At 57.2% G+C, this 13,548-nt stretch carries 14 protein-coding genes and 1 pseudogene; 9 read left to right on the top strand and 6 right to left on the bottom strand.

Annotated features, from left to right (window positions below; translation table 11 throughout):
- Nucleotides 1-195: 195 nt before the first annotated feature.
- Nucleotides 196-1,572, bottom strand: coding sequence for an MATE family efflux transporter (locus Q0526_RS14420; protein WP_298734996.1), 1,377 nt, complete (start codon nucleotides 1,570-1,572; stop codon nucleotides 196-198).
- Entirely contained in the window at nucleotides 1,565-2,014 is a 450-nt protein-coding gene (locus Q0526_RS14415) for a MarR family transcriptional regulator (RefSeq protein ID WP_298734994.1), read from the bottom strand. Before Q0526_RS14415 ends, Q0526_RS14420 begins: the two co-directional genes overlap by 8 nt.
- 250 nt (nucleotides 2,015-2,264) lie before the next feature.
- Here Q0526_RS14415 and Q0526_RS14410 point away from each other — a divergent pair, with 250 nt between their 5' ends.
- Nucleotides 2,265-3,755 carry a DUF1846 domain-containing protein gene (locus Q0526_RS14410; RefSeq protein WP_298734992.1) on the top strand — a complete coding sequence of 497 codons (1,491 nt, stop codon included), beginning with the start codon at nucleotides 2,265-2,267 and terminating at the stop codon, nucleotides 3,753-3,755.
- A gap of 20 nt (nucleotides 3,756-3,775) precedes the next feature.
- Nucleotides 3,776-4,330 carry an isochorismatase family cysteine hydrolase gene (locus Q0526_RS14405; RefSeq protein WP_298734990.1) on the top strand — a complete coding sequence of 185 codons (555 nt, stop codon included), beginning with the start codon at nucleotides 3,776-3,778 and terminating at the stop codon, nucleotides 4,328-4,330.
- A gap of 70 nt (nucleotides 4,331-4,400) precedes the next feature.
- Here the strand turns inward: Q0526_RS14405 and Q0526_RS14400 are convergent, their stop codons facing one another.
- Genes Q0526_RS14400 through Q0526_RS14385 form a run of 4 tightly spaced genes read right to left on the bottom strand, consistent with a single transcriptional unit; the run spans nucleotide 4,401 to nucleotide 6,589 of the window.
- Nucleotides 4,401-4,799: a VanZ family protein gene (locus tag Q0526_RS14400; protein WP_298734987.1), complete on the bottom strand. Its 399-nt coding sequence runs from the start codon at nucleotides 4,797-4,799 to the stop codon at nucleotides 4,401-4,403.
- A gap of 28 nt (nucleotides 4,800-4,827) precedes the next feature.
- Complete coding sequence (locus Q0526_RS14395) at nucleotides 4,828-5,160, bottom strand: SCP2 sterol-binding domain-containing protein (RefSeq protein WP_298734984.1); 333 nt, start codon at nucleotides 5,158-5,160, stop codon at nucleotides 4,828-4,830.
- Nucleotides 5,161-5,188: 28 nt separating this feature from the next.
- Complete coding sequence (locus Q0526_RS14390; protein WP_298734981.1) at nucleotides 5,189-5,668, bottom strand: YbaK/EbsC family protein; 480 nt, start codon at nucleotides 5,666-5,668, stop codon at nucleotides 5,189-5,191.
- Between the two features lie 36 nt (nucleotides 5,669-5,704).
- Complete coding sequence (locus Q0526_RS14385) at nucleotides 5,705-6,589, bottom strand: NAD(P)H-hydrate dehydratase (protein WP_298734978.1); 885 nt, start codon at nucleotides 6,587-6,589, stop codon at nucleotides 5,705-5,707.
- Nucleotides 6,590-6,689: 100 nt separating this feature from the next.
- On the opposite strand from Q0526_RS14385, the gene Q0526_RS14380 reads away from it, so the two are divergent.
- The 7 genes and pseudogenes from Q0526_RS14380 to Q0526_RS14350 all read left to right on the top strand — a co-directional run.
- A complete protein-coding gene (locus tag Q0526_RS14380) occupies nucleotides 6,690-7,421 on the top strand; it encodes an NAD-dependent protein deacylase (RefSeq protein ID WP_298734975.1) in 732 nt (243 codons plus the stop codon).
- Between the two features lie 121 nt (nucleotides 7,422-7,542).
- A complete protein-coding gene (locus Q0526_RS14375; RefSeq protein WP_298734972.1) occupies nucleotides 7,543-8,391 on the top strand; it encodes an HAD hydrolase-like protein in 849 nt (282 codons plus the stop codon).
- Nucleotides 8,392-8,493: 102 nt separating this feature from the next.
- The gene (locus Q0526_RS14370) at nucleotides 8,494-9,600 is read left to right on the top strand and encodes a bifunctional chorismate mutase/prephenate dehydratase (RefSeq protein WP_298734970.1); all 1,107 of its coding nucleotides are present in this window, start codon (nucleotides 8,494-8,496) and stop codon (nucleotides 9,598-9,600) included.
- A 25-nt stretch (nucleotides 9,601-9,625) separates the two neighbouring features.
- The gene (gene aroB, locus Q0526_RS14365) at nucleotides 9,626-10,651 is read left to right on the top strand and encodes a 3-dehydroquinate synthase (RefSeq protein WP_298734968.1); all 1,026 of its coding nucleotides are present in this window, start codon (nucleotides 9,626-9,628) and stop codon (nucleotides 10,649-10,651) included.
- 69 nt (nucleotides 10,652-10,720) lie between these two features.
- Entirely contained in the window at nucleotides 10,721-11,851 is a 1,131-nt protein-coding gene (gene aroC / locus Q0526_RS14360; RefSeq protein ID WP_298734966.1) for a chorismate synthase, read from the top strand.
- 6 nt (nucleotides 11,852-11,857) lie between these two features.
- On the top strand, nucleotides 11,858-13,117 hold the full coding sequence (locus tag Q0526_RS14355; RefSeq protein WP_298734964.1) for a shikimate kinase: 1,260 nt from the start codon (nucleotides 11,858-11,860) through the stop codon (nucleotides 13,115-13,117).
- A gap of 41 nt (nucleotides 13,118-13,158) precedes the next feature.
- Nucleotides 13,159-13,548 (top strand): annotated as a pseudogene (locus Q0526_RS14350) (3-deoxy-7-phosphoheptulonate synthase); the annotation flags it as partial.

Below are 13,548 nucleotides of genomic sequence, written 5' to 3'. Positions count from 1 at the left end.
TTTTAATCAGAGGGTCCAGGATTCGAGTTCCTGCGGGCGCACCAAAACCTCACGTGAACACGTGAGGTTTTTTCTTTTTGTATTGGATGCACAGCCCCCCTCCTCTGCTGTTCTCCCCTTCGTATTGACAAAAGCACGCCCGTGAAGCGGTACGCTGACCGCTTCACGGGCGTGCTTTGCTATTTCTTTGAAAATTCAGGCTGCGGGGACCGACACTTTTTGATCCGGTTTCTTTTCGTTATTCTGCCGCCAGTTCAAATACAGATAGAACGCCACATTCAAGATCACACCAACCATTGTAGATACCGGCGCGGCCAAACCGATCTTGGTCAGGCTTGCGTTGGTCTGGATACTCATGAAGTAGGCCATGGGCAGACGCACCAACAACGTCTGCACCAGCCCTTGTACCATGACCCAGACGGTCTTTTGGTTGCCGTTAAAATACCCCACCATACTAAACAACACCGCCGTGGCAATGGTTTCAGGGGCAAAGCCTTTCAAATAGGCAAAGCCCTTTTCGATGACTGCTGCATCCGAGGTGAAGAAGCCCGCCAAGAAATCGCCCTTCATCATCACCAGAGCAAAGACCACAACACCGAAGCCCAGCCCGACGCCAATGCCGGTAAACATGGACTGTTTGGCCCGCTTCTGGTTGCCGGCTCCCACATTTTGCGAAACAAAGGATGCCATGGACTGCATCAAAGCGCTGGGGACCAACATCGCAAAATTGACGATCTTGCTGGCGACGCCATATCCGGAAGAAGCCTCCAGCCCCAGCCGGTTGACGAATGCGCAGAGCGCCAAGAAAGAAAGCTGCGTCAAACACTCCTGCAAAGCCAGCGGAATACCAATTTCGAGAAATTTCCGGCACTGGGGGTTGAAACGAAAATCCGATTTTTTGATTGAAAAAGGAAGTTTCTTTCTCCAGAGCATGACCACAGCACACACAACGCTGACCGTTTGTGCAAAGACTGTGGCGAGGGCGGCACCGGCGGCATCCATATGGAGTCCTGCCACCAGAAACAGATCGCCAAAGATATTGACCACACAGGCGACCAACACAAACAGCAGCGGCGACTTGCTATCTCCCAGTCCACGGAAGATCGCAGACAACACATTGTAGGCCACGATAAAGAAGATACCGCCGCCACAGATGCGCACATAGCTGACGGTGAGGTCCAAGGACTCCGCCGGGGCCTGCATCAGCACCGAAATCGGTCTGGCAAGCCCCACCAGCAGCGCGAACAGCCCCACTGAGATTAGTGCAAAAACAATGGCAGCACCACCAAGAACTTGCGCGATCCGTTCCGGCCGCTTTTCCCCCAGATACCGTGCAATCAAAACGGTAATGCCCATGGCCAGCTGTGTCACCACGAAGGTGACCAGATTGAGGACCTGACTGCCAGTGGATACTGCCGACAAACCGGAAGTAGAGCCGAATCGGCCCACCACCAGCAAGTCCACAGCACCGTATGCAGCCTGCAAAATCAAGGCTCCCAAAATGGGCAGCATAAACCAAAATAACTTTTGAAGAATGCTCCCCTGTGTAAAATCTGCTTTTTCCTTATTCAATAGAAACTCTCCCTTCCGATAAAATTGTATAAAATCGTTCTATCGTTCGGATGGTACAGCGGGCATCTTCTTCCGAGATGTCCTGAAAAAGTGGTGCCAACTGGTTAAAATACCACTCGTTATAGATTTGGGATAGTTTTTTGCCCGCCTCGGTAATAGAGATATAGGTGATACGGCCATCTGTGGTGGAAGATTCTTTGTGCAGATATCCTTTTTTCTCCATCTCCTTGACGGTCCGCGTCACACCGGGACGGGGCAAGTGCAGGGCATCGCTGATGTCGGACACTTTTACGCGAGTTCCCTGCCGTTCTAAGGACTCGATGGTGTCCAGATACTGAATATAGGCCGATGTAACGCCTTTCGGCAGCGGCGGCAGCATATCCCGACTCCGTTTTGCCTGATAGCACGCGTCGAACATCGCCTTGATTGTTTGTATTTCCATCAAAACGCCTCCATATAGTTACCTTTGGTAATTATATGGAGATTTTCCTTTTTTGTCAATCTATTTTTTCCCAAAAGCAGGTCTGCCTTTGCGTTGCCATCAACGAACCAGATCCGCCTCTTTTTACAGAAAAGTTCGAACAGGATGCTTTTGCCACGTTGCGCTGCGCCGGTAGGTATGGTATACTATTTTTATTGTGCGGCAGGCTGTGTGTCATCTGCCATTTTTCGGAAAAAGAAAAGAGTTGTATATGAAAATAGGATTTGACAACGACCAATATTTGGCTATGCAATCCGCTCATATTCGGGAGCGGATCGCCCAGTTTGACAACAAGCTGTATCTGGAGTTTGGCGGCAAACTGTTTGACGACTACCATGCTTCCCGGGTGCTGCCGGGATTCCAGCCCGATTCCAAGCTGCAGATGCTGCTGCAACTGAAGGAGCAGGCAGAGATCGTGGTAGTCATCAGCGCCGAGGACATCATCAGCAACAAGATGCGCGGCGACTATGGCATCACCTACGATCTGGACGTGTTGCGGCTCATTGACGCGTTCCAAGGTGTAGGTTTGCTGGTGGGCAGCGTCTGTGTGACGATGTATACCCCCGCCCCCGAGGTGGAAGCCTTTGAAAACCGGCTGCATACGCTGGGGATCCGTACCTTCCGTCATTATAAAATTGCAGGTTACCCCAACGACGTGGCCCGCATCGTCAGCGACGAGGGGTACGGCAAAAACGATTACATCGAGACGCAGCGCCCGCTGGTAGTCATCACGGCACCGGGGCCGGGCAGCGGCAAGATGGCCGTATGCCTGTCCCAGCTGTACCACGAATATCGGCGGGGGGTCAAAGCCGGGTATGCTAAGTTTGAGACCTTCCCCATCTGGAACCTGCCGTTGAAGCACCCTGTCAATCTAGCCTATGAAGCTGCTACCGCCGACCTGAACGATGTGAACATGATCGACCCGTTCCATCTGGAAGCCTACGGCGAGACCGCGGTAAACTATAACCGCGATATTGAGATTTTCCCGGTACTGCACGCGATGTTTGAGCTGATCGCCGGCAAAAGCCCGTACCAGTCCCCCACCGATATGGGCGTAAACATGGCGGGCAACTGTATTGTAGATGACGCCGTATGCTGCGAGGCTTCCCGCAAGGAAATCCTGCGCCGTTATCTGAAATGCCTGTGTGAGCAGAAGGTGGGCGGCACCGTCAAGGAAGAGCGGTTCAAGCTGGAACTGCTGTTGAATCAGGCAGGCCTGACGGTGGGCAGCCGTGCCGTGGAGCAACAGGCCCACGCCCGCTCCGATGCCACCGGCGGGCTGCCCGCGGTGGCCATCGAACTGCCCGACGGCTCGATTGTCACCGGCAAAACCGGTCCCTTGCTAGGCGCCGCCTCTTCGGCGCTGCTCAACGCCCTAAAGAATCTGGCTGGTATCGGCCCGGAGGTCGAACTGGTATCGGCCCGTGCCATCGAACCCATCCAGACCCTTAAGACCAACTATCTGGGCAGCAAAAATCCCCGGCTGCACACCGACGAGATCCTCATCGCCTTGTCCAGCTCGGTATCGGAGAATGAATATGCCGCCGCGGCGCTGCACCAGTTGCCCAAGTTGAAAGGCTGCGATGTCCATTCCACCGTTATTCTGTCCAGCGTGGACAGTGACACGCTGAACAAGCTGGGGATGTACCTGACCTGCGATCCTGCCTACGAGGAAGAGGACCGCAAATACCACAAGAAATAACCCCTTGGAGGTAGCGGACCATGAATGTTCTGATCGTTGTGGATATGCAGAAAGATTTTATCGACGGCAGCCTTGGCACCAAGGAGGCCCTTGCCATTGTGCCCAACGTGGTGGCCAAAATCCAGCAGACCCCGCCGGAACACATCTTTGTGACGTTGGACACCCATACACCGGACTATCTGAACACCTGTGAAGGACGGCATCTGCCGGTAGTTCACTGCGTCAAAGGTACGCTGGGGCATACGCTGCATCCGCAGGTGGCCGATGCGCTGACCGCCGTACCGGCAGATCACTTTGTGGAAAAGCCCACTTTCGGGTCTTTCGCCTTGGCAGAGCAGCTTCGGGATCTTGCGGGGGATGCTCCCCTTGAAATCGAACTGGTCGGGCTTTGCACCGGTATTTGTGTGCTCTCCAATGCCATGGTGCTAAAGGCAGCTTTCCCCGAGGCTGAATTTTCGGTAGACGCAGCCTGCTGTGCCTGCGTGAGCCCGCAGAGCCATGATACGGCACTAGCAGCCATGAAGCTCTGCCACGTCACAGTGGAAAACGAGGGCAAAGAACCGTGGCGCTGCTGATAGCACCATTTTCCGTATAATAAGCCAAAACGGCGGACTTTCCAAAAGAAAGTCCGCCGTTTTACTTTGCCTATACCAACCAGAATACTACACCGCCGCACAGCGTGCCCAACGCATTAAGCCCCACATCCAGCCATGAGAAGTGACGGCCAGGTATGCCTCGTTTGGTGGCCTCGTCGCCCCAACACCACAACAGCAATACGCCAAAGGCCACCACCCGGCTGTACTGCGCCCCACCGGTATGCAGCGTGATGCCCAATAGCACCGTCAGCCCCCCGAAGAGCAGCGGATGAGCCGCCCGGCGCAAAGTCCGGTTCAGTGCTTCCTGATCCACAGCCGGCAGCAAGGGATGCAATTCCTGTGCCAACGTGCGGCTGACCTCTCCGGTATGGGGGCCATCCTGATGGGAGAGAACGGTCATCAGCACAAACCAGACCGCCGTTGCCGCCGCCCAAAACCAGAAGGCCATGCCCTTTCTCCCTTTCTGTTATACTTCATCATGCCTTGCGGGCCGCCAAAAACGCTTTAAGTTTCAGCGCCTTTTCCATGTTGCCCTCCACCTTCAGCCGTCCCATCATGACCGCCGGGATCGGGTCCATACTGCCGGAAGCGATTTTGAACAGCGTATCCGCCGAGCAGGTAAATTCCGCATCCCGGTCATGGTACGTATAGGGTTCGATGGCCAGCTTGCCGCCCGACACCTCCACATAAAAGGCGCCTGCACCTTCCCCGGTAATGGTAAACTGGTAGGCCAGATGCTCCTGTATGTCGCTGACATCGGCATCCGCAAAAAGCGCTTTTACCTTTTCAAACACTTGCTGATAGGTCATGGTCGATTTCTTTCTGGGATTTCTTCCCTTACAGGGGTTCCTGCCAGCCTTTGCAGACGTCCACCCAAGCCTGATACCCGGAATATTGTTCCAATTCCGGTATGGTCAGTTCTATGGCCCTGTTGCTGCTGCCGCAAGCCGGGAACACCGTCTGAAACCGCCGAAGGGATACATCCAGATAAACCTGTACCCCGGGCTGCACTGCAAAAGGACAAACACCGCCCACCGCATGGCCCACTAGTGTTTCCGCCTGTTCCGGCGTGAGCATCTTGGCCTTAGCGGCGAACTGCGCTTTGTATTTGTGATTGTCGATCTTGGCGTCGCCGGCGGTGACGATAAGCACCGGGGACTCCCCTACCATAAAGGAGAGCGTCTTGGCAATGTGACAGGGTTCGCAGTGCAATGCCTGTGCGGCCAATTCTACCGTAGCGCTGGAAACCGGAAATTCCAAGATCCGCTCCTGCATCCCATACTGGGCAAAATAGGCTCTTACCTTTTCAATGGACATGAAAAAGACTTCCTCTCTCGGTGAATTCTGTGGGTTTTAGGCTTCCAATTCCGCCAACAGAGTCCCCAGATCTACAAACATATCTTGCGGCAGCATAGCCGTCTTGCTGCACCGTTTGGCACAGCGGTCCCCCGCCGCACCATGCAGCCAAACCGCCGTGGTGGCGGCTTCCAGCGCCGTGCGTCCTTGCTGCCACCCGGCGGCCAACAGACCCGCTAACAGACCCGCCAGCACGTCGCCGCTGCCGCCCCGGGCCAGCCCTGCCCCTCCGGTGGTGTTGTGCCAAATCGGCTCTCCCGGCGCCGTGACCAGCGTTCCGCTGCCTTTGAGCACGGCCACACACTGGTATTCGTCGGCCAAACGCCGGACTGCTGCCTCCCGGTCTGCCTGCACCTCCCCTACCGTGGTATGTAACAGACGGGCCGCCTCCCCGGGGTGAGGTGTCAGGACCGTATGGGCGGGCAGCGGTGCCCGCAAAGCGCCTGACGCCAGCGCATTGAGAGCGTCGGCATCCAACACAGCCGCCGCCCAAGGCTGTTTTTTGCCCAGCAGCGTATTGCAGATGACCCCCGCGCCCTCTCCCAGACCGGGGCCTGCCACCAATACAGTGTTTTTGCCTGCGAACCAAGCCCGCAGCGCTTCGGTATCCTGCGGGCGGATCCCACCGCTGTTGTCGGTTCGGCAGCCGCAGACACAACATTCCGGCGTGCGGGTCAAAGCCAGTTGAATGACCGGCTCTACACTGGCCAGATAGACTAACCCCGCGCCGCCGCGCAGCGCTCCTTCGGTACAAAGCAAGGCCGCTCCGCGGTACGCCATGCTGCCCGCCACTACCAGCACACTGCCGAAACTGCCCTTGTTGGTATCGGCCGGACGGGCCGGCAACTGCCGACGCACGACTTCCCGTGTGATGTCCTGCATCTTGCATCCCCCTTCCAATGGGTACTATAATAGAGGTATCTTTGGGATTGATTTTCCTTATTATAGTACATCTGCACCTAAAACGAAAGGGGAAGTTTGTATGGTACCGGCATTGGAAGCCATTCTGGCAAAATCCAAAAATCTCGTCTTTTTCGGCGGCGCGGGCGTTTCCACCGAAAGCGGTATTCCCGATTTTCGCTCGGTGGACGGACTGTACCACCAAAAATTCCGCTACCCGCCCGAGGTCATGCTCTCCCACAGTTTTTATAAGAGCCACACCGCTGAATTCTTTGACTTTTACCGCCAGAAACTCATCGTCCATGGCGCCAAGCCCAATGCCGCCCACCTGCGTCTGGCCAAACTGGAACGGCAGGGCATCTGCAAGGCCGTGGTGACCCAGAATATCGACGGGCTGCATCAAGCCGCCGGCAGCCACACCGTCTATGAATTGCACGGCTCCACCCTGCGCAACTATTGCACCCGCTGCGGCAAATTCTATCCCGTAGAATTTATCGAGCAGGCCGCCGGGCAAGGGGACGGCGTCCCTCGCTGCACCGAATGCGGCGCCATCGTCAAGCCCGATGTGGTACTCTATGAAGAAGGGCTGGATGAGGAAACGATGGAAAACGCCGTGCGTGCCATTGCCGCTGCCGACACCCTGATTGTGGGCGGCACCAGTCTGGTGGTCTATCCGGCGGCGGGCCTGCTGCGTTATTTCCGAGGGGACGAGTTGGTGGTCATCAACAAACAGGCCACCCCTGCCGACAATATGGCTTCGCTGGTGCTGAACCAGCCGATTGGTGAGGTGTTGGGGGACGGCTCCCCTGCCTAATGCTCTATTTTTGTACAGAAAGTCTATTTTTTTCAAAAAAGCCATTGCCAAGGCCCCGGTAGATTTGCTATGATAGACTTGTATAGGGTAGGTTTGGCAGGTATAGAGGGGGTATGGCATCATGGCCAATGCATTGACAGATTTTACCAAAAGACGCGAATTTTTGGTTTGTATGGATTCGGATGGCTGCGTGATGGACACGGTGCGCATTAAACACACCACGGTCATGTGCCCTGAGTTGATCCGCGTGTTTGCATTGGAAGATTATGCAGATTTTATCTCCACCACCTGGGAGGAGATCAATCTGCACACGCTGACCCGCGGCATCTCTCGTTTTGAAAGCGTGGTCCTGATTTTCGACCGCTTGAAAAATCGCGGCATCGAGATTCCGGGCAGTGACGACATCACCACTTGGGTCAGCACTTCCACCGAGCTTTCCACCGCCAGCTTACAGCACGAACTGAAAAAGACCGGCAGTCTGGCGCTGCGCAAACTGCTGGAATGGAGCAACGCCTGCAACCGTCGGATTCAGGCCTTGGAACCCACCTTTGAGCCTTTCCCCGGCGTACAGGAAAGTTTGCGCCAACTGCACACCGTGGCGGATCTGGCTGTGGTCAGCGCTGCCAACGAGAGCGCCATCGCCAGCGAATGGAAGCGTTACGGGCTTGCCCAGCACGCCGACATCATCTTTGGACAGGAGGTTGGCAGCAAAGCCAACTCCATTGCTACTATGCTGGCTTGTGGATATGAGAGCCGCAAAGTCATGATGGTGGGCGATGCCATGGGGGATGCCCAAGCCGCTGCCGCCAACGGGGTGGCCTTTGTGCCGATCTTGCCCGGTCGGGAAGCAGAAAGCTGGCGCCGCCTGCAGGAAGAAGCCCTGCCCAAATTGCTGCATGGCACTTTTAACCCCGATTATCAGGCCGAGCTCTTGGCTGCCCTGCGCAGCGCTTTGCACGGCTACGGCTAAGGGAACAAGGATTTTTCTCGCCACCACTCTTGTGGTGGCTTTTTCTTTATGTTATACTGATTATGTATACGTATGAATACAAATGCAAAGGAGTCGCCCGCCATGGACCTGTTACAGCAAGCGCGTACCGAGATTGATGCCATCGATGCCGAGATGGCGGCGTTGTTTGAACGGCGGATGCAGGCGGTGGCCGATGTAGCCCGTTACAAAGCCCAAACCGGCAAACCGGTTTTTGATGCTGTGCGGGAAGCCGCTGTGCTGGACAAAAATGCAGCCCGCCTGCAGGACGAGGGTCTGCGCCCCTACTACCGTGCCTTTTTGCAGGAAGCGATGGCGGTATCCCGGGCGTACCAGCGGGCTATGCTGGGCCGTGACACAGCCGCCTACCAAGGGGTACAGGGCGCTTGGAGCCATATCGCCCTGCGGCGGTTGTTTCCTTTTTCCCGTGCGATTTCCTTCGCCACTTGGGGGGAAGTGTTCGACGCAGTACAGAACGGCGACGCCGAATTTGGTGTGCTGCCCTTTGAAAACTCCAACGCCGGGGATGTTTCCACCGTGTTGGACCTGCTGTATACCCACCCCGGGCTGATCGTAGCCCGGATGTGTGACCTGCCCATCCGGCAGGATCTGTTGGGGATCCCGGGTTCCAGTTTGGCGGGGGTACGCACGGTTATCAGCCACCCGCAGGCACTGGCCCAGAGCAGCGTCTTTCTGCAGCAGCATGGGCTGGCCACACAGGCTTGGAGCAACACCGCCGACGCGGCCCGGCATATTGCCGAACAGAAAGACCCCACAGTGGCCGCCATTGCCAGCGCCGAGACCGCCGACCTGTACGGCCTGCAAATTCTGGCCGAGGGCGTCAACGCCGATGGCGACAACACCACCCGTTTTATCGTAATCGAACGTGCTGCCGAAGCCCCCGCCATGACAGGGGAAGGCCAGCGTCTGGCCCTTTTGTTTACGGCACGGCACAAGCCCGGGCAGTTGGCCACGGTTCTGGACCAGATCGGTGCCAGAGGCTTTAATATGGAATGTATCAAGAGCCGGCCGCTGCCCCACGTTCCCTTTGAATATTATTTCTATGTCCAGTTAGTCTGCCCTGCCGGCAGTACCCAGACCGACTGTGACGCCCTGTTGGATACCTTACGCACCACCTGCAGCACGCTGCGCCTTCTGGGTGCGTTTACCCTAGATACCACGGAAAAATAACCGATCATAAAAGGACGTGCGAAGCATGAAACTGACGATGCAACTGAAAAGCCGCAGCTATGATATCATCTTGAAGGCGGGCTGCCTTGCCAACCTGCATCAATTCACCAATGTGCAGAATCGCAAGGTCTTTGTGCTGACCGATTCCGGCGTGCCTCGTGTTTATGCCGAGACGATCGCCGCCCAGTGTCCCACATCCACCATCTACCCCATCCCGCAGGGCGAAGGCAGCAAATGCCTGAAGGTCTACGGACAGGTATTGCAGGCTATGCTGGACTTCGGCATGGACCGCAAGGACCTACTGGTGGCCGTAGGCGGCGGCGTTGTGGGGGATCTGGGCGGTTTCTGCGCCGCCAGCTATATGCGGGGCATCGATTTTGTGAACTGCCCCACCACCACCCTTGCACAGGTGGATTCGTCCATCGGCGGCAAAACGGCCATAGATCTGGGGGAAACCAAGAACATTGTCGGTGCCTTCTGGCAGCCCAAGGTGGTGCTGGTGGACTTTGATACGGTAGCCACCCTGCCCCGTCGCCATGTGATCAACGGTCTGGCTGAGGCCCTCAAGACAGGCATCATCGGGGATGCCCAGCTCTTTGCGCTGTTTGAGAGTGAACACCCTGAAGAGAATCTGGAACAGATCGTTTACCGCAGCTTGAAATTCAAGAAAAAGATTGTGGAACAGGACGAGCGGGAAGGCAGTGTGCGTGCTTGCCTGAATTTCGGCCACACCATCGGCCACGGCATCGAAGCCGTCAAAGGCATCCGCGGCCGCCGCACCACCGGGCTGTACCACGGGGAATGTGTGGCGCTGGGTATGCTGCCCATGATCGAAGACCCGGCGCTCCTGAAACGGGTGCGGGCCATCTACCGCACACTGGGCCTGCCCACCCGCACCGGTGCCAACAAGGCCAAGGTGCTGGAATATATGCAGCATGACAAAAAGACCCGCGGGGATTCCATCACCGTGATCAAATGCCCCGGTCTGGGCTGCTGGCGGGCAGATACTATCCCCACCACCGAACTGCCCGCCTTGTTAGGCATGGAATAACACCCCGTCACCTTGCCGCCGCACCCGGTGCGGCGTGCTCTTTTTCCCCTTTGTGAAAGGATCGGTTGGATGAAAAACACCTTTGGCAATGCGATCAGCTTAACGATCTTCGGTGAAAGTCACGGCCCTGCCGTGGGCGCTGTGCTGGACGGTCTGGCCGCTGGGCTGCCGGTGGATGAGCAAGCCATCGCCACAGCGATGGACCGCCGCCGAGCCCGGGGGGACGGCCTTTCCACCGCCCGCACCGAGGCCGATGCCGTAGAGTTTCTGTCCGGCGTCTACCAAGGCCACACCACCGGCACCTCCATCGCCTTGATGATCCGCAACCTGAACACCCGCAGCGGCGACTATGCCAAAACTGCGGACCTGCTGCGTCCCGGTCATGCCGACTATACAGCCTACGCCAAATATGAAGGCTGGCAGGATGCCCGAGGCGGCGGACATTTTTCCGGGCGGATCACCGCTGCCTCGGTAGCGGCCGGCGCCCTGTGCGAAACGGTGCTTCGGCGGCTGGGCATTCGGGTCTATACCCACATTGCAGCCTGCGCGGGCATCGAAGACGCGCCCCTTTCCAGTGCCGCCGGGTTGATTCTGCCCGAACCGGAACCCGGACACTTCGCCCTGTTGGATCCCAGCCGGGAAGAACCCATGCAGCAGGCCATCCGTGCCGCTGGCAGTGAGGGGGACAGCGTGGGCGGTATTCTGGAAACCATTGTCACCGGATTGCCCGCCGGCATCGGCGAACCTTGGTTCGACAGTGTGGAAAGCGAGCTGAGCCACCTGTTATTTGCGATTCCCGCCTGCAAAGGGGTGGAATTTGGCGCCGGGTTCCGTTTTGCAGGAATGCGCGGCAGCGAAGCCAACGATCCCTTTACGGTCCGCGACGGCAACGTGGTGACTGCCACCAACCGCAATGGCGGCATCAACGGCGGCATCACCAACGGTATGCCGCTGGTCTTCCGCACGGTGATCAAGCCCACCCCCAGCATCTATAAAGAGCAGCATACCGTAGATTATATAGCCTGCAAGGACGCCACCCTGCAGATCAAAGGACGGCATGACCCCTGCATCGTTCCCCGGGCGGCTGTGGTTCAAAACACATTGACCGCTTTTGGACTGTTGGATCTGTTGACGGTGCGCTACGGCACATTGGCGCAAGTCCATGGTTTTCCCACCACCGATACAATGGAAAGGATGTGAACCGCTGTGGAACAAAAAAGATACGGTCTGATTGGTGCCAAGCTGGGGCACAGCTATTCCAAAATCATCCACGAGCAGTTGGCCGGGTATCACTATGATTTGATTCCCCTGCCCACCGAGGCAGAGGCTCGAGCCTTTATGGAAAAGCGGGACTTTGCCGCCATCAATGTGACGATTCCCTACAAGCAGTTGGTCATCCCCTACTGTGACGAGATCGACCCCAAGGCCAAGGCCATTGGCGCGGTGAACACCATCGTTCATCGGAATGGCAAACTATACGGTTATAACACCGACTACGCGGGCTTTGCCTATCTGGCCCGGGCCCATCAGGTGGATTTCACCGATAAAGTGGTGCTGATCCTCGGCACCGGCGGCACCCATTCCACCGTGGAGGCAGTTTGCCGGGACAGCGGTGCCCGGGCAGTACTGTCTGCCAGCCGTACCGGCAAGTACGGCGCGCTGACTTACAGCGAAGCGATGCGCCGCCGGGACGTGCAGATCATCGTCAACACCACCCCCTGCGGCATGTACCCCAACGTGGGACAATGCCTGTTGGACCCCACCGCGTTCCCGGCGTTGGAAGCCGTTCTGGACGTGGTATATAACCCCTTCCGCACCGAATTGCTGCTGCGGGCGGCCGAGCACGGTATCACCACCGCCGGCGGTTTTGAAATGCTGGTGGCGCAGGCCGTGTTTGCCGCCCAGCATTTTACCGGGCGGTTCTACGCCACCGACAGCGTGATTCCGGCTGCCAGTCTGCGGCTGCAGCATCAGTTGTCCAACGTTTCGCTGATCGGTATGCCGGGGTGCGGCAAATCCACCATCGGCGCCGCGCTGGCACGCCGCCTCAACAAAACCTTTGTGGATCTGGACGAAGAGATCGAGCGTCGGACCGGCCGCAACATTCCCGACATCTTTGCCCACGAAGGTGAGGAAGCATTCCGCCGCTATGAAGCCGACACGCTGGCCGACGTGGCCAAGCATACCGGGCAGGTGATTGCCTGCGGCGGCGGCGTCATCAAAACGGCTGCCAATGTCCATGCCATGCGGCAAAACGGTGTGGTGCTGTGGGTCCAGCGTCCGCTGGGCAAACTGGCCACCGGAGGCCGTCCCCTGTCGAAAGGCGGGGCGGCACTGAAGCAACTGCAGGCCGAGCGCACGCCGCTCTACCGCGCTGCTGCCGATGCCGTGCTGGACAACTCCACAGCGCTGGCCGATGTGGTACAGGCTGCCGCACAACTGTGCGAATCCGACACCTTGCTATAACAATTTTTTGATAAAAAATCCTTTAGAAAGAGGTTTCCTTCATGATTATTTCTACCAAAAAGGGTACGCCGCAGGTCGAACTGGACCGCATTATCGACAGTTTTGAAAAACAGGGCCTTTCGGTCACTTTGATCCGCGGTACCGATTATAACGTCTTTGGTCTGGTCGGTGACACCACCAAGATCGCGGAAAAGGATGTATTGGCCAACCCCTGGGTCGAAAACGTGACTCGTGTTTCGGCCCCCTACAAGCGCGCCAACCGTCTGTTCCACCCCGAGGATACTGTCATCGATGTCAACGGCACCAAGATCGGCGGCCATTCCCCCATCGCTGTGATGGCCGGCCCTTGCAGCGTGGAAGGCGAAGACCATATGATCAAGATGGCCAAGCTGGTCAAGGAGGGCGGTGCCAACTTCCTGCGCGGCGGTGCC

It is taken from the genome of uncultured Subdoligranulum sp. (genome assembly GCF_937890665.1).
Note: the sequence above shows the minus strand (reverse complement) of the source record. Positions and strands in the feature narration are given on the sequence as shown.